Raw genomic sequence first — 23,577 nt, forward strand, 5'->3', positions numbered from 1 at the left:
CCAAACATTCGTTCAGGGTAGCCACCTGGCTGTCATCTAACTCAGCAAACGCCATTGATGCTGCTGCAACCAGGCCTTGGCTGTTGCTGGCTGCGGATAAAATTGATGAACCCGTTGCCAGAAAGCGGGGCAATGGCTCATCCATGTCAGATGCGCCAGCTCATGCACCAGCACATAGTCAATGACCCAGGCTGGTGCCTTGATTAAATGCCAATTCAACCCCAGCCGACCATCGCTATGACAACATCCCCAGCGCCGGCGCCAGCTCTTTAAATAAAAGCTCTGGGGGCGGACGCCCATCTGTTGTTGCCAGTACCCTAACCGCTCTGTCATCCAAAGCTCAGCCTGCTGCTGATACCATAAATTCAGCTGGTGCTGGTAACAATCGGCCTGACGCTCCGGCTTGACCCGGCTCCCGGTATACAGCGTCAGACAATTGCCATCGAAATGGTAGCCAGAAACCTTCGCTTGCAAGCGCTGCAGCGAAATTTCCCGATCCAGCAACATCACCCCATGTTGCGGCTTTTGCATTTCAAGTTGCTGCATGGCATGACGCTGCTGTCTAACCTGGAGCTGGATCCAGTCCTGCTGACTGCAGACAAAGGCTTCTATCTGCTGCTGAGGACAGTGCAGGGTCGCACGTACAATCACGGTTCCTTGCCGAACCTGGATTGCCAGTCGCTTGCGCCTTGGGTGCCGTACTAACTTATAGCGAAGTTCACTAAGGGGACTGGCCAAGATCAATCCGTTCATTGCATCATCAAAGCGCTAGCATAGGGATTTTTCGCCAACAGCTCAAGCTTGCTTTTTACCCCGACGCCGCACAATGGTAAGATCGGAAAAATGACTCTTACTTCCCAGCATAAGCGAACTTAGCATGAAAATTGTTTCTTTTAATATCAATGGGCTCCGGGCAAGACTCCATCAGCTGGAAGCTTTGATCAACAAGCACCAGCCCGATTTGATTGGCTTGCAGGAAATCAAAGTGCATGATGATGAGTTTCCACTCAGCGCCGTAGAGGCCATGGGCTACCATGCTTACTATTTTGGCCAAAAAGGCCATTATGGCGTGGCCATTTTAAGTAAAACCCCTGCTTTGCACATGCAATACGGCTTTCCAACCGATACCCCTGAGGCGCAACGTCGCATGTTAATTGGTCGATTTGCGACGCTGGATGGTCGGGAGCTCACCCTGCTTAATGGCTATTTCCCACAAGGTGAAAATCGGGCTCACCCTGTTAAGTTTCCAGCCAAAGAAAAATTTTACGATGACTTGCAACACTATTTGTTGAGTCATCATCAGCCTGATGAGCTTTTAGCGGTGATTGGTGACATCAATATCTCACCCACCGACCTGGATATTGGCATTGGCGAAGCCAATGCCAAACGCTGGCTGCGGGAAGGCAAAACCTCTTTCTTGCCGGAAGAGCGCGCCTGGCTGAAACGTTTGCAAGATTGGGGCTTGACGGATACCTACCGTCAGCTGCATCCAGAGCGGGCAGATCAATACAGCTGGTTCGACTATCGCTCTAAGGGGTTTCTGGACAATCGCGGCCTGCGGATCGATGTGGTACTGGCAACAGCAGCTTTAACCGAACACCTGACAGAGTCGGATATCGACTACGAGTTACGCGGTATTGAAAAACCATCGGATCATGCACCCGTTTGGTCAAGCTTCGCGCTTGGAACCAAAGCTTAATACAGACTTTCGCGAATAAAGGTTCTGTCCAACTGACGGTACGCCTGCTGCAATAACCGGCCCAAATCATGGTAACAGAGGGCTTGTTTTTGCGGTAGGGCAGTGGCTACCCCGTGTTGCTGCATTTGTTGCTGGATTTGCTGATACCAATGGCGGGTTGGTGGAGGCAGTTTTTTTTGCGACCGAACGCCAAGCCAGTACCAGCCATGCAGCGGCATCGACAACAGCAGCAAACTCATGGCAATGACCAAAGGGAGCTGTGTGCCGCCATGCCAACTGACCAACAATACAGCGTTGAGCACCACAAAAGGCGGAGCGATTTTCTGTGCCCACTGGGTCAAAGCAATAATACGGTTTTCCGGGAAGATACTATTCAGATCCGATTGTTGTGGCCAAACCTTGCTGTAAGCAATACCAGCCTGAATCACACTGCGCAAAGACGATTGCATAGATACCCTCCGTTTAACACAAATGCCAGCTTGCGACGAGCCGTTGCAGATTTCCAGCATCTTTTAACTTTAGCACAGCCAGAGTTAGGATGGGAGCTGTGAGTTTTTAACCCAACAAGCCGATTGGTTTTATCTTGTAGAAACCAATAAAAACGACGAAAACACCGTTGTAATGCTAAATTAATGAATAGAACACTCGGCATTGATCTGAGAATCGTGATAGAAGGTGCATTTATAGCATTCATGAACAGCTTTACCTTTATAAACAAACAAACAAAAAACATGCCAAGGAAATTATTCCATAAAAAACATACGAATGAAGCAATTAAACACAGATACCCACAGAGTTACCCACAGAATCTGTGGACAAGGTGAACACCTGAAAACCCTCAGCTTCAGCCGGATTGTCAGCATTTTGTACAGCAAAAAATGCAAGCTTCATAAAGAATTCATGCTAAATCACTAAAAATGACATTTTCTCTGTATCACCCCCCCACTTTCAGATGGGTAACAGATGCATCCATTGAAAATTTTGGTTATGCTAGTAGCAAGACAGAATCGAGTTGGATACCAATGCCAACAGAAGCTCACCAGCACAAAGCCAATTACCGTTTGTCTGTGTTAGCACCTAGTGACGGGTTAATGCATCCATTGCAGGCTAGCGCTTCTGGCGTCATGCGCTCTCTGGCAGGTTTTGGCTTTTGCTTGCTACCGGAAAAGCAGCAGTTGGTTAGCCCCTGTAGCGGCCATGCCAGCCTGCACTTTCTTCCTCATCCATGCATTCGAATGCAACATACCAGTGGCATGCAGTGCCGGATGGACATGCCTTTGCACTGGCTGGATCGCCATGGTCAGGGATTGGACTGGCAGTGGCACCAGGGCCCTCTGAAAGCGGGTCAAGCAGTGCTTGATTTAGACCCCGCCTGGTTAAAAGCCAAAGCCATGCTGAGCGTGGTATTTTTTCCGCACCCAGCCATTCAGCCGGAACCGCTGCCTAACACCAAAGCGGTTCTCTCAGCAGAACCTTGTTTTTTTATCAACGTCACAGGAAAACACCCATGATCACGCTGTACGGTATCGCCAATTGCGACACCATCAAAAAAGCCCGGCGCTGGCTGGAGCAACAACAACTGCCCTATCAGTTTATCGACTACCGTGAACACCCATTAAGCCGTGAGCAGCTGCAAAACGCACTGGATGAGCTCGGCTATACCAGTTTACTGAATACCCGCAGCACCACATACCGTCAACTCTCTGCTGAGGATAAAACCGAACTCGATGCCAACAAAGTGCTCGTCTTGTTGCAGGCGCACCCAACCCTGATCAAACGTCCCTTGCTGCATTGTGCTTTGGGCTATCGGGTTGGATTCTCAGAACAAAGCTATCAGGAATTGAAGGAGCAACTGGTATGAATGAATCCAGTGCAGTCGTTAAACTGGCGATGGAGCTGATGGCCCGACCATCCATTACCCCGGAAGATGCGGGCTGCCAACAGCTAATGGCAGAGCGGCTGGCGCCGCTTGGCTTTAACATTGAGTCCATGTTTTTCGAAGACACGCTCAACCTCTGGGCACGCAAGGGGCAAGGCAAGCCGCTGTTTTGCTTCGCGGGGCACACCGATGTGGTGCCACCAGGCCCTGAGCAGCATTGGCACACCCCGCCTTTTGAGCCGACGCTGATTGATGGCACCCTCTATGGCCGCGGTGCTGCCGATATGAAAGGCAGCCTGGCAGCCATGATCGTCGCTACCGAACGATTTTTAGCCCGCAAACCCCAGCTTACCGGGGATATCGCCTTTTTGATCACCAGTGATGAAGAAGGTCCTTTTATCAACGGCACCAAACGTGTGGTCGAGACGCTCGAAGCCCGAAAGGAAAAAATTCGTTGGTGCCTGGTTGGGGAGCCTTCCAGCGGCCGTCAGCTGGGGGATGTGATCAAAAATGGTCGCCGCGGCTCTCTCAGCGGCACCCTGCTGGTAAAAGGGGTTCAGGGGCATGTCGCTTACCCCCAACTGGCTGAAAACCCGGTTCACCGGGCGGCGGCCGCATTGGCAGAGCTGACAGCGCAAGAATGGGACAAGGGCAATGAGTTTTTCCCCGCCACCAGTTTCCAGATTTCCAACATTCATGCCGGCAGTGGCACCACCAATGTGATCCCAGGCGAGCTGCAGGTGCTGTTTAACTTCCGTTTCAGTACGGAAGTCACTGCTGAGCAGCTGCAACAGCGGGTCTACGCCATTTTGGATAAGCATGCGCTGAATTATCAGCTGGACTGGGTGTTGAATGGCCTGCCTTTTCTCACCTCCTCGGGTCAACTGGTTGAGTCTGCGGTCAAGGCAGTACGACAGGTGCAAGGCTTTGCACCGCGACTGGAAACCAGTGGTGGCACCTCAGATGGACGTTTTATTGCCCCAACCGGTGCGGAGGTCATTGAGCTGGGTCCCTGCAATGCCACCATTCATAAAGTTAACGAATGCGTGTTGGCGGCAGATCTGGATCGACTGGCCGAGATGTACGAGCTGATTTTGGAGCAAAACCTGACATGATTCAGTCACCGCTCAGCGCAAGTCAGCTTACCGGTCAGGATCCAAGTCATCTGATCGAGCTGAGCGATGGCAATCGTCTCCACCCGGCCGCCGCAAAGGCGTGGCAGCAACTGTGCCAACTGGCGGCACAGGATGGTATTGAGCTGGCTATGGTCTCCGGATACCGCAGCTATCAACGTCAGGCACTGATTTGGCAACAAAAATATCAGGGAACGAGGCCAGTATTGGATGCGCAGCAGCGGCCTGTGGCCATGGAGCAGCTTTCAGGCTGGCCAAAGCTCGAAGCTATTTTGCGCTTCAGTGCCCTGCCTGGTGCCAGTCGGCATCATTGGGGCACCGAGCTGGATGTGATGGATAAAACCGCACTGCCGCCAGGCTACCAGCTCAAACTAACGGCGGACGAGTACCAAGCTGGGGGTGTCTTTGCCCGGCTAGGCAGCTGGTTGCAGCAGCACGCAGCTAAAGCCGGCTTTTTTCTGCCTTACCAAAGTTATCGCGGCGGGGTAGCTGCCGAGCCGTGGCACATAAGTTTTAAGCCGTTGTCTGAGCCATGTCTGTCAGCTTTTACACCGCAAATGCTGCGCCATGCGCTGGAGCAAGAACCCATTCTGGGGCAGGAGTTGGTGCTGGCACAGCTCCCCAGGATCTGGTCTGATTATGTGCAAAATATTTGCGAGGCCAGTGCATGAACTGGATGTTGATCACGGCACTGGCACTTGCTTTTGGCGTCATCATTGGCAATTTGATGCTGTTGCTTCATCTGGACAAACTGTCCGGTCCCATGCGACCCAATCCAGATAAGGCGGAGACAAAGGATAAACCAGACAAGACAGAGCCCAGCCCTCCTGCTGCCGGCCAAGCTGAAACCAAAGCAGCTGACGCTGACGAAGCAACAGCAACCGACGAAGCACCCAACTCAGCTCATGAGGATAAAAAGCGTTGCAACTGATCTTTTAAGTTAGGCGGCACGCCCCGGATGGTCAGCGTATCTTGCTGTGGATCGTACACAACCCGCTCCCCCAGGTGCTTTTGCTCAAAGCTAACGCTGACACCAGCCCCCGCCCCACTGAACTTCACCAGGTTTTTCAGACTCTTCACATCCACCGGGAACTGCTCAGCCACTGCCAACTGCTGTTCGGCGCAGTAGTGCAGGAAACCATGCTGATCGCTTGGATCCATGCTTTCTGATAACTCTTTTAGCACCACGTCCTGACCTTGCTTGCTCTGCGCTTCGCAGTACTCATAAACCTGCTGCCTTGCCTGATGCTTTTCCTCAGCGTCAAAATTTGCCGCGCTGAGGTACTCTTCGACGGAGCTGAGAACCTGTTTGCTGTTTTCTTTGGCATCGCTGCCTTCCTCGCACCCGAGAAAATCCAGAAAAAAGTCGGCCACTTTGCGCCCGGCCCGACCACGGATAAAAGAAATCGCATGCGGGTGCTGCGGATTTAACTGGTATTCGGTCAAGTCAATGCGCGCTGCCAACTGCATACGGGCAATGTCCAGATGCTTCGCTGCGGCCAGGTCCAGCTCGGCGGTGACACTAAAGTGCTCTTTGCTGCCGAGCAAGCACAGCAGCAGATAGTCTGTCGCCAGATAGCGGTAATGGCTGAGCAACAAATAACCGGACTCGGCCAGCTGATGCTGACTAAGCTGCTGCACCAATTCTGCCGTTGCACTTTTAGCCAGCAGCAGAAAATCGTCCGGTTGTTCGAGCCATAAGGTCATGCTGTCATGAAAAACCTGTGGCTTTTCAGTGCTAAAACGCGCATAGCCTTTGGCCGGTTTGGCGTTGTACGACAAGTGCAATTGTTCCAACAAATGACACACCTCGGCACTGGTTGGGATCAGCGCCTGACGCTCGCGGATCTGGGGTGCTTGCTGCTCATCCAGCTCGAGATAATGAATGGTTAATTGGAACACATCGACCGACATAAATTTTCCTAATGTTGCAGATTTCTGTTAGAATTTACACCAGTTAAGCGAACTTCCCCGGTACCTCATGCCTATTGTATCAAAGTATTCTTCCTCACAAATTGAAAATCTGGTGAATGTCTTGCTCGACGAGCTTCGTCAGCAACAAGCCACCACCGAATTGAGTTTGATCTGCCTCGGCAACGCGGTCAGTCATATCGTCAACCACAATGTGCCAGCAGCAAAACGCGCCGAGCTGGTGCAGCAATTTTGTCTGGCACTGACTGACAGTGTCGCGGTAAAAAGCTGACCCCCGGTTATGGTGCTCGAGCACAATTTATCCCTGGTTAGTAAAGTAAACCGGCTGCTGAGCTGGGGTCATTGGTTTACCTTTTTCAATATTCTGCTGGCCTTATTGGTCACGGCCAGTTATTGGCTGGCCGAACCTTTGCCGCAAAGCCTGACAGGCTGGAGCTTTTTAATCAGCAACTGGCTGGGTCATACCGCTTTTTTGTGTTTTTTATTTTTTATTCTAACCATTTTCCCGATTAGTCTGCTGTTCCCATCGCAAAAGCATGTCCGTGGCCTGGGCGCCGTGTTAGCGACTTTGGCGCTGGTGGTGCTTATTTTCGATGCCTATGTTTATCGTAGCCTTGGCTACCATATCGGCAATACCGCCTGGCCGCAAACCATCGAGCTGATGCGCTCACAGATTGTGACCAATCTTCGCAACTTTGTGCTGATTGTCAGCTTAAGCGCCGTTGCCATTTTGGTGGTGCAGCTGATTGTGAGCAATTACTGCTGGAAAAAAGTCAGCCGCTTGCAAGCCACAGGCTTTGGCCGCCCAATTTGGGTATTCTTTGTGGGCAGCTTTGCCCTGAGTCATTTGATTCATATCTGGGCCGATGCACAACTGAACCTCGATGTGGTGCGTCAGGACAATGTCCTGCCGTTAAGCTATCCGGCCACGGCCAAAAGCTTTCTGGCCAGACATCGCCTACTAGACCGCTCTGAGCGCGCCAGCAGCCACCAACAACAACTGGATGCACTGGATTACCTGAAAACGGTCGATGCACAGCTGCAGTGTGATCAGCTCTTGCCAGCCCGGCCCCCTTTAACCCTGATTGTGCTGCCAGCTCTGGATAGCAGCCAACGACAACAGCTGGATGGATTGGGTTTAAGAGATTTAGCGCCCCATTTTGCGCCAACCGTGCCCGCTGAAGCCTTGTATCAGCTATTTTTTGGCCAGTTTGCCGATGCAAATCAATTGCAGCAGCAACTGAGTCAGCCCCCATTTTGGTTGACGCAACAAGCCGACCGCTTTAGTGTTTCTATCCAAAGTCAGTCGACAGATATACCCGAGTGGCTACACCACTTCAGTCAACCGGATGCACCAGTGCAAGTGGTTTTCCATGACATGGCTGGATTGCTGGAGTTGCCTGAGCAAGGGCCTGTTCTGATTTTGGAGCTTTCCGCTCAGCACCGTCAGTGGCGCCTGGCCCCGGTTCAGGCTTGGTATCGCTGGCCAGAGCTACGACAACAAATCCAGCCCGCGGCCAGTCTGCATTTGGATCTGCTACCTACCCTGCTGGCCTATGCCGGCTGTGAAAGTCGCCCTCAACTTGCTGGTGATAACCTGTTGGCTCCACGGAACTTGCCCAAGCTGGCAATCAGTCAGCATGAAATTTACAGTTTTTACAAAGATAAGCTGGTGATTATCCGTGATGACCACAGCTTTGGAATTTGGTCAGCCGCGACTGGTTTACCGTTGAATGAGCGTTTTGACATGCCGATGCTGGTCGATGCGCTGCAACGATTGCCCAAGCCGGCAACTGATTAATGGCACTCATGAAGCATCTCCTCACTCCAAGGAACAACCAATGCTGGCACTAGGAAAACAAAACCGTCTTGCAGTCAAAAAAGAAGTCGACTTCGGTTACTTTCTGGATGGATTGGAATGGGGAGACATCTTACTTCCGAAGCGTTATGCTCCTGCTGGGCTTGAAATTGGCCAGCTGCTGAATGTGTTCTTGTACCTGGACTCGGATGATCAACTGATCGCAACCACCGAAATACCCAAGATCCAGGTTGGCCAGTTTGCCCTTTTGACCGCAGTGGATGTCAACAAGGTTGGCGCTTTTCTCGACTGGGGGCTAAGCAAAGACTTGCTGGTACCTTACAGCGAACAACCTATCCCAATGCAAACAGGCAAACGCTATCTGGTGCATTGCCTGGTGGATAAAAGCAACCGCATCATTGGCTCGGCCAAACTTGATAAGTTTTTGGATAAAGTTCCGGCAAGCTATCAGGAAAAACAAACCGTATCCGTTATCATTGCCAACCACACCGATCTTGGCTACAAGGCCATTATCAACCAACAGCACTGGGGTTTGCTGTTTAAAGATCAGCTGAAAGAGCGGCTTTACCCAGGGCAGCAGCTAACGGCCTACATTCGGCAAGTTCGCCCTGATGGCAAAATTGATTTAAGCCTTAACCCAATAGGCGCTGCCAAAGCAACAACACTGGAGCCGGCTATTTTAGAAGCATTGCAGCAGGCAGGCGGTTTTCTGCCTTTGCACGATAAAAGCAGCCCAGAGGCCATCTATCAGCAATTTTCAGCAAGCAAAAAAGCATTCAAGCAAGCCATTGGCCGCTTGTTCAAAGCGAAGAAAATTCGCATTGAGCAAGATGGCATTTACCTAGCTTAAGGCCCGGTGTTTTAACCAGTCCAGCGCCTGTGAAGCGGTTAAGGGCCGGGCAAACCAATAGCCCTGACCATAGTCGCAACCAAGGCGCTGCAACACCTGCTGCTGCTCCAAGCTTTCAATGCCTTCGGCCACCACAGTGAGATGCAATGTTTTTGCGAGCGCAATGATGGTATTAACAATAGGATGATCCCGACCGTCGTCTTGCATATTGGTGATAAAGCTGCGATCAATTTTCAGCACATCCAGCTTAAACTCGCTGAGATAGCTCAAGCTGGAGTAACCCGTACCAAAGTCATCCAACAAAATGCATATCCCTAAATCACGCAGCTGCTGCAACGTTTCTTTGGCCTGCACTATGTTGTCAATCAAAGCCCGCTCGGTCAGCTCCAACGCCAGTGCCTGCGCCGGAATACCGTATTGTTTCAGCAATTGCTGCAACCAGTGTACAAAGCCAGGTTCGCCTAAAGTACTGCCACAAACATTGACGCTGATGTAAAAACGGTGGCCTGCCGCAAACCAGTAAGCCGCCTGGCGTACAGCCTGACGCAACACGTAATGATCCAACCGGACAATTAACTGGCTTTGCTCTGCCACGGGAATAAAATCGTCCGGCATCACCAGTCCCTGCTCTGGATGCTGCCATCGAACTAAGGCTTCAAAGCCTTTGATGGCATTGCTCTCCAATGCAATAATCGGCTGAAACAGCAAGTGCAGCTGATTGTCATTCAGCGCAACTTTGAGCGCTTGCTCAATGTTCCAGCCTGGTAATTCGTCGGCCTGCATGCTTTCATCGTAGATGCGATAAACACCCCGCCCGTCCCGCTTCGCCTCGTACATGGCAATATCAGCCCGACGGATCAGCTCATCCGGGATCAGGCCGGGAGCATCCAGCTGACAATAACTAATGCCGATACTGGCGGAGGCCAACAGTGCCAACTCATTGACTTCTACCGGACGCTGCAGAGCCATTAAAATTCGTTGAGCGACTTCTTCTATAGTGCTGATGCTGTCCACGTCTTCCAGCAAAATAGCGAACTCATCCCCACCTAATCGGGCCAAAGTATCGCTTTGCCGCATGCATTTTTTTAGTTGCTGACTCACTGCGACCAAAAATGCATCGCCAACCGCATGACCATGGGTATCATTGACAGCTTTGAATTTGTCCAAATCAAGGTACATCACGGCCAGCTGCTGCTCTGGGAAGCGCTGCATCCGTAAAAAAGCATGGTGCACCCGATCCAGAAACAGCGCCCGATTGGGCAGACCGGTTAAATTATCGTGCAACGCCTGATGCTGTAACTTTCGCTCTGAAAACACCCGTTCCAGTGCATTGGAGATGTGTTGGGCAACAAAGGTCAGTAACTCCAGATCACTTCCATCATAGCTAATTTGCTCGATGTAACTTTGTACCACCACCACACCATGCACACTGTCGCCAGAGTGAAATGGGATCCCAAGCCAACACTCGGGCATCACACCATAGGCTTTCAGCTGCTGTTGTTCATAAAAAGCGGTGAATTGCTGGCGGTTCAGCAACAAAGGGCGATCGGTACGGAATACGTAGCCGGTTAAACTGTTCTTAAGAATTTCTTTCGGATAGACCGCACTGGGTTCGAGATCACCGCGCGTATCGACGTAATAAGGAAAATACAAGTGTTCCTTCTCTTCATCGTACAGCGCAATAAAAAAGTTAGGCGCATAAATCAATGCACTAACAATCTGGTGCACATGGCTGTAAAACTCGGTTAAATCATCGGCAAAATAGGAAAAAGCGGCAATTTCATAGAGGGATTTTTGCAGTTTTTCAGCATACTCGAGTTTCTCAACCGAAGCTTCAAGCTGCACCTGGGTTTGTAGGCGGCGCAGTTTACTGGCCAGAATCAACGCGACCGTTTCCAGTAACGCTTGATGCCGCTCAGTGAAGTAACCGGCCTGTTGATGTTCTGAGTCAATTACCGCCAGCACTTCACCTTCATCGACCACAGGCACTGCCAGCTCTGACAAACTTTGCACCCGATCCAATACGTAATGCTCACACAAGCGGGTGTCTTGCACCAACTGGGTTTGCCGTTTGTATGCACAAAACCCAACAATACCCTGCTGCAGACTTAAATGCTGGAGCTCTGCATTGGCTTGGCTGGTTTGGGTTCGTAAACCAGCTTCCGAGTATCGAGTCAGTTGTTGCTCTTCATTAAGCAGGAAAATCGTGCAATCTTCAAAACCAAGTTCGGTGCAAAGAGTTTGCACCACAAAGTCCGTCACCGCCTGTACGTCATTCAGTTGATGCAACTCGATCGACAACTGATTGACGATACGCAAATCGTGGTTTTGCTCTGACAGCTCGGCTAAGCGTTGTTTCAGACTGCTCGTTGTGCTGTCATCGGTGTGGCGCTTACTCATGGCTGCTGCTTAGCATTCACATTGTTGATCTCTGTTACTTGCTTATAGCATAGAACAAGGAGTAGAAACCAGCAGAAAACCAATTGGACCAATAAGTTGCTCAGGCTTTAACCGACTGCCGGAAAATCCTGTCGGTTGTCAGGTTTAGACAGCACCAGATGCACAGTGCTGGTTGCCCGCTCTAGGAAGCCACCCTCACAATAACAGAGGTAGTAATGCCACAGCCGGATAAAGTTGCGATCATAGCCCTGGCGCAACACTTCCTCTTTCTGCTGTAGAAAACGCTCGCACCAGTGACGCAGTGTTTTCGCATAATCCAGACCAATGTCCTGCAGCTGGCGAATCACCAAATCAGTGTGCCGGGTGACCGCTTCAGACATCCGGTGCACTGACGGCAAGCAGCCACCAGGGAAAATGTAGCGCTTAATGAAGTCGACTTCCCGCACGTACTGGCGGTAACGCTGATCCACCATGGTAATCGCTTGCAACACCATGATGCCATTGGGCTTTAGCAATGACGAGCACTGTTTAAAGTAGGTATCCAGGAAGTCATCACCGACAGCCTCAATCATCTCAATCGACACCAGCTTGTCGTAACTGCCGGTGAGATCACGGTAGTCTTGCAACAACAGAGTAATACGGTTTTCTAAACCTGCGGCCTGTACTTGCGCTTTGGCGTAATCGTATTGTTGCCTGGAGATGGTGGTGGTAGTGACTTTGCAACCATAATGCTTTGCAGCATAGATTGCCATCCCTCCCCAGCCTGTCCCTATCTCCAACAGATGGTCATCGGCTGTCAGTTGCAAGCGCTGACACAGCAGCTCCAGCTTGTGTTGCTGTGCTTGTTCCAGACTGGCCGACTCGCTCGGATAGACTGCGCTTGAGTACATCATGCTGTCATCGAGAAACAGTCGGTACATGGCATTGCCCAAATCGTAATGCGCCGAGATATTTTTACGCGATTGTGTTTTGGTATTGGCGTTGCGCGCATTGAGTAGTTTTAACCAAGGACGGCTTAACCGGGCCCAGGTAGAGTCCATTTTATCCAGCAAGGTTAAATTGCGGGCAAAAATGCGGACCAGGCTGGTTAGATCATCGCAATGCCAGGCGCCGTCAACATAGCCTTCAGCCGCTCCAATGGAACCACTGCTGACCATCTTGCGGTAAAAGCTGGGATCCACCACATGAATCTGCACCTGCAAATCGGCTTGAGCATCGCCGAACTCCAGTCGGTGCTCGCCTTCACTGATGCGAATGAAACCGTGTTGAAGTTGGCCAATAAAGTTAAGCACAAAGCGGCGACTGACCTTGTCCAACAAGGTGCGCTTTGGAGAAACCGAAGTTTCAGTCAGTGACATCGTCATACACACTACCTTTTTTGCTGTGGGCATAGACCGGGTTGCCTTTTATAAGAAGCTTCAGGGCATGCCAATAAATTCGTATTTTAACCAGTACGTTAGGCCAGGGACTGCGGATCAGCATGCGGCGCAGTACTTTGGCGCTCAGAGGCTGCCGCTGCAAGCGCATCCAGGCGCTGAAAACTTTCTGCTGTTGCTGGTGATTGCTAATGCTGCAAACCAAGGTCTCACCAGGCGGCTCAATCTGCCAGTGATACTGCATCGCAATTGGGTTAAAAGGTGAAACGTGAAAATCTTTGTCGTGTTGATAACGACCATTGGCTGAGACGGGAATCAAGTAATGATGCCGTTCATTCCATGGCGTATTGCTCACTTCAGCCAACAGATAGCGCAATTGCTGCTCTGCATCAAAACCATAATAGAGCGTCAAAGGGCTAAAGTAATGCCCCCAGTTCGCCAGCGGACTCAGTAAGTACACCTCTGTAACAGGCTGATCCCCCCCCAGCTGCCGGATTTTGTCGCAAACCGCCTGTTTTAAACAGGCCGCACCGGGGAGGTAGTCATTGCGTCGATAACTAAAGGCAGCAAAGCCTTCGTACTTCAGCAGCCAACTTCGCCCCAGAGATGGCAGGGAACTGGCATTGAGCCAAAAATAATGCAACGGGTAGGCAAAACCGTGCCGCTTTGGCAACAGCCGCTGGTGACCTAACTCCCCTTGATAGAGAGCATGCGGTTCAATCGTCACCAAAAGGTACTCCAAGTGATTGAGCCACATCGACGGCACTGCGCACACCATCCTCGTGAAAACCATTGTACCAATAGGCACCACAGTACCAACTGCGGTTAACGCCATTGATCTCAGCCCGGAGCTGCTGTGCCGCCATGCTGTAGGGATTGAACACCGGATGAGCATACTGAAAGCGGCGCACTATTTTGTCAGGCGATATGGCTGCGGTATTGTTCAGCGTGACACAGAGAGTTTGCTTAGACTCCAGCTGCTGCAAGATGTTCATGTTGTAAGTTAAGGTGGCTTTGTCAGTGGCAGCGGCGGATAAATGATAATTCCAGGATGCCCAAGCGGCTTTACGCTTTGGCAATAAGGTACTGTCGGTGTGCAACACCACATCATTCATCTGATACGGTATGGCGCCAAGAACCGACTGTTCGGCAGGAGTGGCGTCACCAAGTAACTTTAGTGCCTGATCGCTGTGACAGGCAAACACCACCTGATCGAAGTGCTCGACACTGCCATCAGGCAGCTCCAGCTCAACACCATCCTCAAAACGATGCACTCGTTGCACGGCCTGGCCGATGCGAATGGAGTCTGCCGGCACTTTTTGCTGCAACCGCCGAACATACTCGCGTGAGCCACCGCAAATCACCGACCACTGGGGCCTGTCGTTCACATTTAGCAGGCCGTGATTGTTGAAAAAACGAAGAAAAAAACGAACTGGAAATGAAGGCATGTCACTGAGACCAGCTGACCAAATGGCCGCGCCCATTGGCAGCAAGTAATGATCCCGTAACGCCTTGCCAAAGCGATACTTTTCTAATAAATCACCCAGAGTCAGATCCAAATCATCATGATTTTCTGCCAACAGGCGTTTGCCTAACTTATTGAACCGAACAATATCCGACAGCATCGCCCAAAACGATGGCCGAAACAGATTGCGCTTTTGTGCGAACAGGGTTGCAAAGGTATTGCCATTGTATTCTAGGCCTGACCGCTCGTCTTTCACCGAGAAGCTCATCTCCGTCGGCTGAAACGGGACCGAAAGCTCAGCCAAAAACCGGTTAAATAACGGGTAAGTCCAGTTGTTAAACACGATAAAACCAGTATCCACGGCCAGATTTTTACCATCCAGCTCAATATCAACCGTCGCCGTATGCCCCCCAAGGTAATCGTTGGCTTCAAACAACACCACCTGATGCTGGCGTTGCAGCAAATACAACGACATCATCCCTGCGATGCCACCCCCAATAACTGCAATTCTCATAGTGGTCCTTAGTGTGCTTTCGCCATACGCTGCTTAATGGTGTTGGTCGCCCAACCAATGACAGGCAGATGCTGATACACCAGTTCGGTTAGGTCGTAATAATCCCGGTGATACAGGATACGACCATCCTGATGCCAACGAAGCTCTGTACAGCCCTCAACCTGAATAAGCTTGCCGTTGCCAATGGCCTGGTGGGCCAGAGTCATTTGCCAGCTGATAAAACCGCTATCGCCCTGCTCGCACCGTGTTTTGCTTTCAAAATGACACTGGTTGAGCCGGGCATAAGCATGCTCAAAGTAGTTGGCCAGCGCTGCGCTGCCATGTAACTGATGCACCGGGTCGGTAAAGACTACATTCGGGTGATACAGCTCCGCCAGCCGGTGCAGACCACTGCTATTCAGACCATTGTAAAACTCTAAAAAATCATCCAGTCGACTCATAACCCCTCGCCTGCTTGCTGCCTGGCTTGCTGGAACAATTCCAGCGTAGTCGCTCGTGCTTTGGCATGATCCACTACCGGCGCTGGATACTGATTGCGATTTGTCAATTTATGCGGCCAATGAATGGCAGCATCCGGCACTGCAGCAAGCTCAGGCAGCCAATTACGGATGAAGTGTCCCTTAGGATCAAAACGCTCACTTTGCGTGATCGGATTAAAAATTCGAAAATAAGGCGCTGCATCGGTTCCGGTAGACGCGGCCCATTGCCAGCCTCCATTGTTGGCGGCAAAGTCACCATCAATCAGCTGACGCATAAAGTACCGCTCTCCCCAGCGCCAATCGATGTGCAGATCTTTCACCAAAAAGCTGGCCACCACCATCCGCAGGCGGTTGTGCATCCAACCGGTTTGGTTCAGCTGCCGCATCGCTGCATCCACCAATGGGTAGCCGGTTTGGCCGGCACACCAGGCGGCAAACAGAGTTTTATCATTGCGCCAGCGAATTGCAGTGGTATCTTTTTGGAACGGCTGGTGTTTAATGAGCTCCGGCCAGGCCACCAACACATGCTTGTAAAAATCACGCCAAATCAACTCGGACAACCAGACAGCAGCACCTGACTCCGCTTGCCAGATTGCATTCCCGGCTTCGAGTTGCAAACGGCGAATGCACTGCCGGACAGAAAGCGCCCCGACAGCCAAATAAGGTGACAACCTGGAGGTCGCATCAAGAGCAGGAAAATCACGCTGTTTTTTGTAAAGCTGTACCCTCGACTGGCAGTAATCACGAAGTTGCTGCAACAGCTCCTCAGAGTCGACCGACCAATCTTTCGAGCTGCCATTACCCGGCTGAAAGACCGGCAACTGCGGCAGTGCAAGCTCCATTTTTTGCTGCGGCTTGGGTTTCGGCAGCACCGTCAGCTCCTGCTCGGCAAGCGCTTGCAACCAGCGTTTTTTAAATGGCGTGAAGACCTGATACATGCTGCCACTGCCGTTGACAAAACGACCTGGGGTAAAGGCCGTTTGCCGATCGCACTGCCACCAGTCAATGCCTTGCTCAGTCAACCAAGCTTGCAGCTGCTGATCACGCTGCTGCTCCCGAAGCTCGTACTCCAACTCAGAGTAAACGCAGCCAATGCCTAAGGGCACCAAGGCACGGAAAATGTCTTGTACAGCTTCGTAATCACTGCCTTCAGCCAGCAACAAGGGCACCTGCAGCTCAGCCAGCTCTTGCTGCAGCGCCAGAGCACGGCGCCGGATCAAATCCTGCTTGATGGGCGCCATGTCGTGTTGCTGCCAACTGTCAGGGCAGGCAATAAAAATTGCTAGGGTCGGCCCTTGCGACATCGCCTGAACCAAGGCCGCGTTATCGTAAACACGTAAATCCGAGCGAAACCACACCAACTGCAATCTTGCGCTCATACTAACCTCTTAACCCCAACGCTTCAGGGAAAGGCTGCAGGTAGGTTTGTGCAGCCAGGTAAGGGTGTTCAAAACGTGATAAATGATGCAGCAGCAAGGTAATGGGCGCCATCAATGGCAAGTGCCCCAGCCGAAAGCGGTCGATTAAACTACTGAGCTCCTGCCGCTCCTTGCTGGATAAATGCTTTTTGAAAAATCCCTGCAGGTGCTGCAGCACATTGGCGTGAGTTTTTCGGCTGCAAGCTTGCTTGAGCGCATGCATCAAGTCTTGCAAGTAACGCTGCTTTAATTCTTCAGGCTCAAACAATTTGGCTTGTGCCACCAAACGCCCCAGTTCACGGTAGGCCGATGGGCTGTGCGCCATCACCAAAAACTTATAACGGCTGTGAAAAGCAACCAAAGCCCCGACGCTGAAGCCTTCACGACACAGTTGTTGGTAGTCGTGGCAGGCAAAAATTCGGGTAATAAAATTCTCCCACAACATCGGATCGTGCAACCGACCATCTTCTTCGACCGGCAACCAGGGATAACGCTGCATCAGCTGTCGGGTAAAAAGCCCGACCCCGGCTTTGCCCAGCTGATGGCCCTGCTCATTGAAAAGTCGCACCCGCTCCATGCCACAGCTGGGTGACTTGGCACAGACGATAAAACCCGCCAAGGCGGACATAGCAGGCAGTGCTTGCTCGGTGAATTGGTGCATGGCATCGGTATGATCGATGCTGGCATCGCTCACTTGCACAAGATGGATGTCACCCTGTGTTTTTTTCATCAACCGGATGGCAGGCCTGGGAGTCCCCAGCCCTATGGCATTCTCCGGGCAAACTGCCTGATAACGGACATAAGGTTGCAACTGACTTAAACAAAACTCGGACGCTTTGTGACCGCCGTCGTAACGAACTTTTTGTCCCAACAAACAGGCACTGATGCCAATGGCTAACTGCATGATCAACACTCACGGTAATGGATACATTTCGATACAGCCACAGCAAGGCTCTGGATCAACAAATACCAGAAAAATAAATGCCTTTGCTGCTTTATTCAACAAGCCCAGTGGGGTGGTGCCGCCGCTGTAGGCAGCTCATAAAGCAAAGCCCTGACAAGTCAGGGCTTTGTTGTGTGCAATCAGAGCTTGCTGGTACCTTCTTCCACCCTGGACTTCAGCTTTTGTCCCGGACGAAAGGTGACCACACAGCGTGCAGAGATAGGAATATCTTCACCGGTTTTGGGGTTACGCCCCGGCCGCTCATTTTTGACACGGAGATCAAAGTTACCAAAGCCAGACAACTTCACTTGTTCGCCAGCTTCCAGCGCTGAGCGAATTTCTTCAAAAAAGCTTCCACGATCAGTTTGGCATCGCGTTTACTGATACCGAACTTGGTAAATAAACGCTCCGCAATATCTGCTTTGGTCAGTGCCATGGTTAATCCCTCAGCGTTGCATTGAACTCGTCTTTCAGCGCCGCTACCACCTGATCAACAACCTGCTGGATGTCTTTATCCTCAAGGGTTCGCGCACTATCCTGTAACGTCAAAGCGATGGCAAGCGACTTGCAGCCTTCTGCCACACCCTGCCCGCTATACACGTCAAATAATTTTAGGCCAACCAGTTGATTTCCGCCAACTTTTTTTATAGTAGCAAGAATATCAGCAAAACGCACATCGGATTTGACCACAATGGCTAAATCCCTGCGGTTGGCTGGGTAACGCGATAGCTCCTGGCTTTGCACGATGGCGCGCTCTCCAAGTGCTGCCAGCTCCAACTCAAACAGGTAGCATTCGCCTTTGATGCCGAGCTTACGCTTCGCCTCGGGGTGCAAGGCGCCAAGCCAGCCGACATGCTGGCCCTGGCATCGTACTTCGGCGGTCTGGCCGGGGTGCAAGGCACTGTGCTCGGCTGGCACAAACTCAAAACGCTCGCTATCGGAGCAGGTTGCCAACACCGCTTCCAGATCGCCTTTGGCATCAAAAAAGTCATAGGGACGCTCGGTCAGGTTCCAATGCCCCTGCCCCAGACTTCCAACCAAGACACCACCCAGCACCGCAACCTGCCGAACGCCATGGTCTGCTGCCGCATCCGGCACAAACTTCAAGCCAGACTCAAACAGCCGCAGCTGCAATTGTTGGCGATTTTGATTGGCCAGCACTGTTTGCAGCAAACCAGGCCAGGTGCTCAGTCGCATGGCCGACATATCCACTGAAATCGGATTTGGCAACACCAAAGCTTCGCTGGCGGGATACAGCAACTGCTGCACTTTAGGATCGACAAAGCTGTAGGTAATGGCTTCTTGGTAGCCACGGTCAACCAGCAGTTGGCGCAAGCGACTGAGCTGAATTTCAGCTTCAGAAAACCGGCGCATGGTCAGGTGCGCAGTGGGAGCTTCATTGGGAATTTGGTTGTAGCCATAGACACGCGCCACTTCTTCAATCAAGTCTTCCTCAATGGCCAGGTCAAATCGCCAGGACGGCGTTTGCACCAACCAACCATCGTCCGATGGTTGAACGTCCAATCCCAGCTGACGCAAAATGCGCTCGACAGTATCCGGCGCAATGGTGACACCCAGCAATTTGTTCAACTGCCTGGCCGTCAGCTGAATGCTGTTGGCTTGTGGCAAGTGAGCTTCACTGACAGACTCCACCACAGGGCCGGCTTCTCCTCCGACAATAGCCAGCAACAGGGCCGTCGCCCGTTCCATTGCCTGGCGCTGCAAAGCAGGATCAACTCCGCGCTCATAACGGTGGGAGGCATCGGTATGCAGGCCATACTGCCGTGCCTTACCCGCCATGGCGTTTGGCGCAAAAAAAGCGCTTTCCAGGAAAATATCACGGCTTTGCTCAGTGACACCGCTGTGCAAACCACCAAAAATACCGGCCATGGCCAGTGGTTTCTGCTGATCGGCAATCAGCAAAGTCCCAGGAAGCAGACTGACTTCGGAGCCATCCAACAGCACCATTTTTTCGTCTGGTTTGGCGTAACGTACCTGAATATCACCATCAATTTTTGCCAGATCAAAGGCATGCATTGGATGCCCCAACTCCAGCAATACAAAATTGGTCACATCCACCACAGGATCAATCGAACGAACGCCTGAGCGGCGCAATTTTTCAACCAGCCAAAGCGGACTGGCAACGCCGGGGTTAATGTTGCGGATAACCCGCCCCAGATAACGTGGGCAAGCCTCTGCGGCCTCTAACTGAATTTGACGCTTCGCATCGTGCACCGGTGGCACCGCCGCATAAACCGGTGCTTTGAAATCCATCGCATTTAAGGTGGCGACTTCACGCGCCAACCCCAGTAAACCAAGACAGTCAGCCCGATTTGGCGTTAAGTCCACTTCAATGGTGACATCGTCCAACTGCAAGTACTGACGAATGTCCTGCCCAACAGGCGCATCATCCGGTAGCTCGACAATGCCATCCGACTCCTCGGCCATGCCAAGCTCAGATAAGGAACACAACATCCCCATCGAGGGCTGACCACGCAGCTTGGCTTTTTTAATTTTGAAATCACCAGGCAGTACTGCACCCACTTTTGCCACGGCGACCTTCAGGCCAAGGCGGCAGTTGCTGGCGCCACAGACAATGTCCAAAGGCGCTTCATCCCCGACATCAACCTGAGTCACTTGCAGCTTATCGGCATCGGGGTGTTGGGCGCAGGCAATCACCTCGCCGACCACCACACCATTGAACTGGCCGGCAACCGGTGTCACCGCATCCACTTCCAGACCGGCCATCGACAATTGCTCAGACAGCGCCTCGGTGCTTACCGCCGGATTGACCCATTCACGTAACCAACTTTCACTAAACTTCATGTCAATCGATCCTGCTTATCTGAACTGTTTGAGGAAGCGCACATCATTTTCAAAGAATGCGCGTAAATCAGTGACGCCGTAGCGCAGCATGGTCAGGCGCTCTACCCCCATACCAAAGGCGAAGCCACTGTATTTGGTCGGATCAATGCCGACAGACTTCAGCACATTGGGGTGCACCATACCGCAGCCGAGCACCTCGAGCCACTTGCCATTTTTGCCCATCACATCCACTTCAGCTGATGGCTCGGTAAAAGGAAAAAAGGACGGACGAAAGCGCACTTGCAACTCTTCTTCAAAGAAGTTTTGCAGGAAGTCATGCAAAATGCCTTTCAGCTCTGTAAAGCTGACGTCGGTATCCACCATCAGGCCTTCGACCTGATGAAACATCGGCGTGTGGGTTTGATCGTAGTCGTTGCGGTAGACGCGCCCCGGCGAAATAATACGCAGCGGTGGAGCTTCAACTTCCATGGTGCGAATTTGCACACCTGAGGTTTGAGTACGCAGCATCAACTTGGGGTTGAAGTAAAAGGTATCGTGATCCGCCCGCGCCGGATGATGCTCCGGGATATTCAGCGCATCAAAATTGTGGAAATCGTCTTCAATTTCCGGCCCTTGCTTGACGCTGAAGCCAAGCTCAGAAAAGAAGCTTTCAATGCGCTCTATGGTGCGGGTTACCGGATGAAGCCCACCGGTTTCAAGCCGGCGCCCCGGCAAGGTGACATCAATGCGCTCGCTGGCCAGCTTGGCAGCCAACTGGGCCTGTTGCAACTGGTCACGCTTGTCATTCAATGCTTGCTGTACCTGTTGCTTCAGTTGATTGATGTGCTGACCGGCTTCTTTACGCTGCTCAGGATCCATCCCACCCAGCGACTTAAGCAACTCGGTGATACGGCCTTTTTTGCCCATAAAGTCGACCCGAACCTGCTCCAATGCCGCGATGTCCTCACTGGCCTGGATGGCTTGTGTCGCCTGTTCTAACAATGCTTTCAGCTCCATCGTTTCCTCAGCTTCTTTGTCAGTAAATTCTCATTCGTCGTCGGCCAACACGGCTTTGACAAATGGAATGGTAATTTTTCGTTGATGAACAATACTGGCTTGATCCAGCGCGTCCAATATGGCCAGCAATGCACGGATATCGCGTTGCTGACGGTTCAGTAAATAACGTGCCACATCGCTGCTTAGTTCCATGCCTCGCAGATGAGCTTTGTGTTGCAGCAGCAGCTGTTTGTCGGCATCGCTTAACAGCCGCAATTGAAAGCTGGTGCATGCCTGCAGCCGTGACACCAAATCCGCCAATTGCAGTCCCAACTGCGCTGGCGCCTGATTCGCGACGATGATCAGGCAGTTGCCTTGCTCGGCCATACGATTGTACAAATCAAAGACCGCGGTTTGCCAACTCAGATCGGTGGCAATGGCCTGAACGTTATCCAAACAGACCAGGTCCAAATGCTCGAGGTCGTCCAGCACCCGGGCGTCCAGTTGTTGCCAATGCTCCAGCGCTAGCAGCTGACTGGTCAAACCCATTTCCTGCGCCTGGACGCAGGCGGCGTAAAGTAAATGCGATTTACCGCAGCCGCTGGCTCCAAACAAATACAAAGGAGCCTTTCCAGCAGGCTGAGCTAAATACTGCCGGATATAGTCAACCGCAGGATGTAGGGAAGGACTAAAAAAGCTGTCCAGGGTTTCATCTTCCGGCAAGGTAACCGGCAAGGTAAATTGCGTTGGCTGCATCTAGCGACGTTCGTAATGCAAACGGATAGGCTCAGAGCCCGCCGGAGCCCGCAAACTGAAACTTTCCACACTCTGGTTACTCAGGAGGCTAAGCGATGGCTCCAATGCAACCAGCTGCAGCCACTCCTGTTGCGGAATGGCCAACCGCAAATTGACCCGCAAGTTGGTTGCATCCCGTTTTTTTATATCAACCTGCCCAACACCTGGGAAACTTTCCAGCAACCGCTGCAGTCGCACCCAATCCGACCAGTCGTCAGCACCGGAAATACTCAGTTCAAGCGGCTCACTTTCCGTCAGGTAACGCACTGCATAACGCTGAGCAAGCTGAGCCGCCAATGCATCAATCATCTTGGATGACACCTCAACCGGATCTTGGCCCGTCAGTTCAAAACGCTCGACCCGCCCCTGGTGATCAAGCTGCCAAAACAGCTGATGAGTCAGGCCTTGTTCTGTGTTGCTGGCACTCAGCTGCACCGTGACAATCAAATCGGGCTGATAGCGCGCACTGGCAGTGCGAATTTGCTGCCAGAAACCGGCCCAAACATCGGTCTCGTTCAGGTTGAGCAAATCCTCCATGTCGTACAAAGGCCAGATCAGCGGCAAAAGGTGTTGCTGTGCCTGCTGTTGCATGGCGGCCACCAGCTCGTGTTGCCGCTGGCTGACAAAGCGGCGCTCAGAATCCTCTTGCTGCACCAGCCAAATCAACACCTGAGGGCGTCGGGTATCCCAAATAAGCAACTGCTGCTCGCGAAAGAGTTGTTGGATTTTTTCCTGATCAATCAGTACCCGAACTTTCGGCCCTTGTTCAGTGCGAATGGCTTCAAATTGCTTGACGTAGGTATTGGCGCGTTGCCGCTCTTGTTGCACCACGGGGTGCGACAACACATCGGGATCGGCCGCTATACGGCGAATGACTTGCTCAAAGGCTTCACGCTGCCACTGTTGGCGTGTCTGCTCAGCAGGGACCTCAGCGGTATAGAAAGGACTGGCAACCGGGGCTGAGACTGGCAGCATCAATATCAGACACAGCAAGAGTCCGAACAGCAAGCTGTTAAGCCCGGGAAGCCATGCTGAGTACTGTGCTGGATGCGGACGGGTCATCGGTTGCCTCAT

The 23,577-nt window shown here is 51.9% G+C and carries 23 protein-coding genes and 1 pseudogene; 9 read left to right on the top strand and 15 right to left on the bottom strand.

Annotation, left to right across the window (positions count from 1 at the left end):
* Nucleotides 1-36: 36 nt before the first annotated feature.
* Nucleotides 37-753 carry a M48 family metallopeptidase gene (locus tag Q3O59_RS07290; RefSeq protein WP_305944940.1) on the bottom strand — a complete coding sequence of 239 codons (717 nt, stop codon included), beginning with the start codon at nucleotides 751-753 and terminating at the stop codon, nucleotides 37-39.
* A 124-nt stretch (nucleotides 754-877) separates the two neighbouring features.
* Between Q3O59_RS07290 and xthA the strand changes: the two genes are divergently transcribed.
* Nucleotides 878-1,699 carry an exodeoxyribonuclease III gene (gene xthA / locus Q3O59_RS07295; protein ID WP_305944941.1) on the top strand — a complete coding sequence of 274 codons (822 nt, stop codon included), beginning with the start codon at nucleotides 878-880 and terminating at the stop codon, nucleotides 1,697-1,699.
* On the opposite strand, the gene yfbV is transcribed toward xthA, so the two are convergent.
* Nucleotides 1,696-2,148 (bottom strand): terminus macrodomain insulation protein YfbV, encoded by a 453-nt coding sequence (gene yfbV, locus Q3O59_RS07300; protein WP_228589356.1) that lies wholly within the window; start codon nucleotides 2,146-2,148, stop codon nucleotides 1,696-1,698. The genes xthA and yfbV overlap by 4 nt on opposite strands.
* A 573-nt stretch (nucleotides 2,149-2,721) precedes the next feature.
* Here yfbV and Q3O59_RS07305 point away from each other — a divergent pair.
* Genes Q3O59_RS07305 through Q3O59_RS07325 form a run of 5 tightly spaced genes read left to right on the top strand, consistent with a single transcriptional unit; the run spans nucleotide 2,722 to nucleotide 5,642 of the window.
* On the top strand, nucleotides 2,722-3,210 hold the full coding sequence (locus tag Q3O59_RS07305) for a PTS glucose transporter subunit IIA (RefSeq protein ID WP_305944942.1): 489 nt from the start codon (nucleotides 2,722-2,724) through the stop codon (nucleotides 3,208-3,210).
* Nucleotides 3,207-3,560 (top strand): ArsC family reductase, encoded by a 354-nt coding sequence (locus Q3O59_RS07310; protein WP_305944943.1) that lies wholly within the window; start codon nucleotides 3,207-3,209, stop codon nucleotides 3,558-3,560. Before Q3O59_RS07305 ends, Q3O59_RS07310 begins: the two co-directional genes overlap by 4 nt.
* A complete protein-coding gene (dapE, locus tag Q3O59_RS07315; RefSeq protein WP_305944944.1) occupies nucleotides 3,557-4,693 on the top strand; it encodes a succinyl-diaminopimelate desuccinylase in 1,137 nt (378 codons plus the stop codon). The genes Q3O59_RS07310 and dapE overlap by 4 nt, the downstream gene beginning before the upstream one ends.
* Nucleotides 4,690-5,382 carry a M15 family metallopeptidase gene (locus Q3O59_RS07320; protein WP_305944945.1) on the top strand — a complete coding sequence of 231 codons (693 nt, stop codon included), beginning with the start codon at nucleotides 4,690-4,692 and terminating at the stop codon, nucleotides 5,380-5,382. The genes dapE and Q3O59_RS07320 overlap by 4 nt, the downstream gene beginning before the upstream one ends.
* The gene (locus Q3O59_RS07325; RefSeq protein ID WP_305944946.1) at nucleotides 5,379-5,642 is read left to right on the top strand and encodes a hypothetical protein; all 264 of its coding nucleotides are present in this window, start codon (nucleotides 5,379-5,381) and stop codon (nucleotides 5,640-5,642) included. The genes Q3O59_RS07320 and Q3O59_RS07325 overlap by 4 nt, the downstream gene beginning before the upstream one ends.
* On the opposite strand, the gene yejK is transcribed toward Q3O59_RS07325, so the two are convergent.
* Nucleotides 5,615-6,625: a nucleoid-associated protein YejK gene (yejK, locus tag Q3O59_RS07330; RefSeq protein WP_228589361.1), complete on the bottom strand. Its 1,011-nt coding sequence runs from the start codon at nucleotides 6,623-6,625 to the stop codon at nucleotides 5,615-5,617. The genes Q3O59_RS07325 and yejK overlap by 28 nt on opposite strands.
* A gap of 67 nt (nucleotides 6,626-6,692) precedes the next feature.
* Here yejK and Q3O59_RS07335 point away from each other — a divergent pair, with 67 nt between their 5' ends.
* Genes Q3O59_RS07335 through Q3O59_RS07345 form a run of 3 tightly spaced genes read left to right on the top strand, consistent with a single transcriptional unit; the run spans nucleotide 6,693 to nucleotide 9,312 of the window.
* Complete coding sequence (locus tag Q3O59_RS07335; protein WP_305944947.1) at nucleotides 6,693-6,914, top strand: YejL family protein; 222 nt, start codon at nucleotides 6,693-6,695, stop codon at nucleotides 6,912-6,914.
* A 9-nt stretch (nucleotides 6,915-6,923) separates the two neighbouring features.
* The gene (locus Q3O59_RS07340) at nucleotides 6,924-8,444 is read left to right on the top strand and encodes a DUF3413 domain-containing protein (RefSeq protein WP_305944948.1); all 1,521 of its coding nucleotides are present in this window, start codon (nucleotides 6,924-6,926) and stop codon (nucleotides 8,442-8,444) included.
* Between the two features lie 40 nt (nucleotides 8,445-8,484).
* Nucleotides 8,485-9,312, top strand: coding sequence for a CvfB family protein (locus tag Q3O59_RS07345; protein WP_305944949.1), 828 nt, complete (start codon nucleotides 8,485-8,487; stop codon nucleotides 9,310-9,312).
* On the opposite strand, the gene Q3O59_RS07350 is transcribed toward Q3O59_RS07345, so the two are convergent.
* From Q3O59_RS07350 to Q3O59_RS07405, 12 genes and pseudogenes are all read right to left on the bottom strand, one after another.
* A complete protein-coding gene (locus Q3O59_RS07350; RefSeq protein ID WP_305944950.1) occupies nucleotides 9,304-11,712 on the bottom strand; it encodes a bifunctional diguanylate cyclase/phosphodiesterase in 2,409 nt (802 codons plus the stop codon). The two genes, Q3O59_RS07345 and Q3O59_RS07350, sit on opposite strands and share 9 nt — an antisense overlap.
* Nucleotides 11,713-11,819: 107 nt before the next feature.
* Nucleotides 11,820-13,076, bottom strand: coding sequence for an SAM-dependent methyltransferase (locus Q3O59_RS07355; RefSeq protein WP_305944951.1), 1,257 nt, complete (start codon nucleotides 13,074-13,076; stop codon nucleotides 11,820-11,822).
* Complete coding sequence (locus tag Q3O59_RS07360) at nucleotides 13,057-13,815, bottom strand: DUF1365 domain-containing protein (RefSeq protein WP_305944952.1); 759 nt, start codon at nucleotides 13,813-13,815, stop codon at nucleotides 13,057-13,059. Before Q3O59_RS07360 ends, Q3O59_RS07355 begins: the two co-directional genes overlap by 20 nt.
* A complete protein-coding gene (locus tag Q3O59_RS07365; RefSeq protein WP_305944953.1) occupies nucleotides 13,805-15,067 on the bottom strand; it encodes an NAD(P)/FAD-dependent oxidoreductase in 1,263 nt (420 codons plus the stop codon). Before Q3O59_RS07365 ends, Q3O59_RS07360 begins: the two co-directional genes overlap by 11 nt.
* Nucleotides 15,068-15,075: 8 nt before the next feature.
* Nucleotides 15,076-15,507 carry a nuclear transport factor 2 family protein gene (locus Q3O59_RS07370; protein ID WP_228589369.1) on the bottom strand — a complete coding sequence of 144 codons (432 nt, stop codon included), beginning with the start codon at nucleotides 15,505-15,507 and terminating at the stop codon, nucleotides 15,076-15,078.
* A complete protein-coding gene (phrB, locus tag Q3O59_RS07375) occupies nucleotides 15,504-16,925 on the bottom strand; it encodes a deoxyribodipyrimidine photo-lyase (protein WP_305944954.1) in 1,422 nt (473 codons plus the stop codon). Before phrB ends, Q3O59_RS07370 begins: the two co-directional genes overlap by 4 nt.
* Nucleotide 16,926: 1 nt before the next feature.
* Nucleotides 16,927-17,868 (bottom strand): YbgA family protein, encoded by a 942-nt coding sequence (locus Q3O59_RS07380; RefSeq protein WP_305944955.1) that lies wholly within the window; start codon nucleotides 17,866-17,868, stop codon nucleotides 16,927-16,929.
* A 179-nt stretch (nucleotides 17,869-18,047) separates the two neighbouring features.
* Nucleotides 18,048-18,343, bottom strand: a pseudogene (gene ihfA, locus Q3O59_RS07385) (integration host factor subunit alpha).
* Nucleotides 18,344-18,345: 2 nt separating this feature from the next.
* Nucleotides 18,346-20,733 (bottom strand): phenylalanine--tRNA ligase subunit beta, encoded by a 2,388-nt coding sequence (gene pheT / locus Q3O59_RS07390; RefSeq protein ID WP_305944956.1) that lies wholly within the window; start codon nucleotides 20,731-20,733, stop codon nucleotides 18,346-18,348.
* Nucleotides 20,734-20,748: 15 nt separating this feature from the next.
* A complete protein-coding gene (gene pheS / locus Q3O59_RS07395) occupies nucleotides 20,749-21,729 on the bottom strand; it encodes a phenylalanine--tRNA ligase subunit alpha (protein WP_305944957.1) in 981 nt (326 codons plus the stop codon).
* 30 nt (nucleotides 21,730-21,759) lie between these two features.
* Nucleotides 21,760-22,464: a DnaA regulatory inactivator Hda gene (gene hda, locus Q3O59_RS07400; RefSeq protein ID WP_305944958.1), complete on the bottom strand. Its 705-nt coding sequence runs from the start codon at nucleotides 22,462-22,464 to the stop codon at nucleotides 21,760-21,762.
* Nucleotides 22,465-23,565 (bottom strand): DUF2066 domain-containing protein, encoded by a 1,101-nt coding sequence (locus tag Q3O59_RS07405; protein WP_305944959.1) that lies wholly within the window; start codon nucleotides 23,563-23,565, stop codon nucleotides 22,465-22,467.
* Between the last annotated feature and the right edge of the window lie 12 nt (nucleotides 23,566-23,577).

Origin of the sequence: Alkalimonas delamerensis, from assembly GCF_030717955.1 — a bacterium.
GTDB classification, from domain to species: domain Bacteria; phylum Pseudomonadota; class Gammaproteobacteria; order Enterobacterales; family Alteromonadaceae; genus Alkalimonas; species Alkalimonas delamerensis.

What these genes read in the sequence shown, in the direction of transcription:
- Q3O59_RS07290 (WP_305944940.1), bottom strand. Translation starts at nt 753, where the DNA reads ATGAACGGATTGATCTTGGCCAGTCCCCTTAGTGAACTTCGCTATAAG.
- xthA (WP_305944941.1), top strand. Translation starts at nt 878, where the DNA reads ATGAAAATTGTTTCTTTTAATATCAATGGGCTCCGGGCAAGACTCCAT.
- yfbV (WP_228589356.1), bottom strand. Translation starts at nt 2,148, where the DNA reads ATGCAATCGTCTTTGCGCAGTGTGATTCAGGCTGGTATTGCTTACAGC.
- Q3O59_RS07305 (WP_305944942.1), top strand. Translation starts at nt 2,722, where the DNA reads ATGCCAACAGAAGCTCACCAGCACAAAGCCAATTACCGTTTGTCTGTG.
- Q3O59_RS07310 (WP_305944943.1), top strand. Translation starts at nt 3,207, where the DNA reads ATGATCACGCTGTACGGTATCGCCAATTGCGACACCATCAAAAAAGCC.
- dapE (WP_305944944.1), top strand. Translation starts at nt 3,557, where the DNA reads ATGAATGAATCCAGTGCAGTCGTTAAACTGGCGATGGAGCTGATGGCC.
- Q3O59_RS07320 (WP_305944945.1), top strand. Translation starts at nt 4,690, where the DNA reads ATGATTCAGTCACCGCTCAGCGCAAGTCAGCTTACCGGTCAGGATCCA.
- Q3O59_RS07325 (WP_305944946.1), top strand. Translation starts at nt 5,379, where the DNA reads ATGAACTGGATGTTGATCACGGCACTGGCACTTGCTTTTGGCGTCATC.
- yejK (WP_228589361.1), bottom strand. Translation starts at nt 6,625, where the DNA reads ATGTCGGTCGATGTGTTCCAATTAACCATTCATTATCTCGAGCTGGAT.
- Q3O59_RS07335 (WP_305944947.1), top strand. Translation starts at nt 6,693, where the DNA reads ATGCCTATTGTATCAAAGTATTCTTCCTCACAAATTGAAAATCTGGTG.
- Q3O59_RS07340 (WP_305944948.1), top strand. Translation starts at nt 6,924, where the DNA reads ATGGTGCTCGAGCACAATTTATCCCTGGTTAGTAAAGTAAACCGGCTG.
- Q3O59_RS07345 (WP_305944949.1), top strand. Translation starts at nt 8,485, where the DNA reads ATGCTGGCACTAGGAAAACAAAACCGTCTTGCAGTCAAAAAAGAAGTC.
- Q3O59_RS07350 (WP_305944950.1), bottom strand. Translation starts at nt 11,712, where the DNA reads ATGAGTAAGCGCCACACCGATGACAGCACAACGAGCAGTCTGAAACAA.
- Q3O59_RS07355 (WP_305944951.1), bottom strand. Translation starts at nt 13,076, where the DNA reads ATGACGATGTCACTGACTGAAACTTCGGTTTCTCCAAAGCGCACCTTG.
- Q3O59_RS07365 (WP_305944953.1), bottom strand. Translation starts at nt 15,067, where the DNA reads ATGAGAATTGCAGTTATTGGGGGTGGCATCGCAGGGATGATGTCGTTG.
- Q3O59_RS07370 (WP_228589369.1), bottom strand. Translation starts at nt 15,507, where the DNA reads ATGAGTCGACTGGATGATTTTTTAGAGTTTTACAATGGTCTGAATAGC.
- phrB (WP_305944954.1), bottom strand. Translation starts at nt 16,925, where the DNA reads ATGAGCGCAAGATTGCAGTTGGTGTGGTTTCGCTCGGATTTACGTGTT.
- Q3O59_RS07380 (WP_305944955.1), bottom strand. Translation starts at nt 17,868, where the DNA reads ATGCAGTTAGCCATTGGCATCAGTGCCTGTTTGTTGGGACAAAAAGTT.
- pheT (WP_305944956.1), bottom strand. Translation starts at nt 20,733, where the DNA reads ATGAAGTTTAGTGAAAGTTGGTTACGTGAATGGGTCAATCCGGCGGTA.
- pheS (WP_305944957.1), bottom strand. Translation starts at nt 21,729, where the DNA reads ATGGAGCTGAAAGCATTGTTAGAACAGGCGACACAAGCCATCCAGGCC.
- hda (WP_305944958.1), bottom strand. Translation starts at nt 22,464, where the DNA reads ATGCAGCCAACGCAATTTACCTTGCCGGTTACCTTGCCGGAAGATGAA.
- Q3O59_RS07405 (WP_305944959.1), bottom strand. Translation starts at nt 23,565, where the DNA reads ATGACCCGTCCGCATCCAGCACAGTACTCAGCATGGCTTCCCGGGCTT.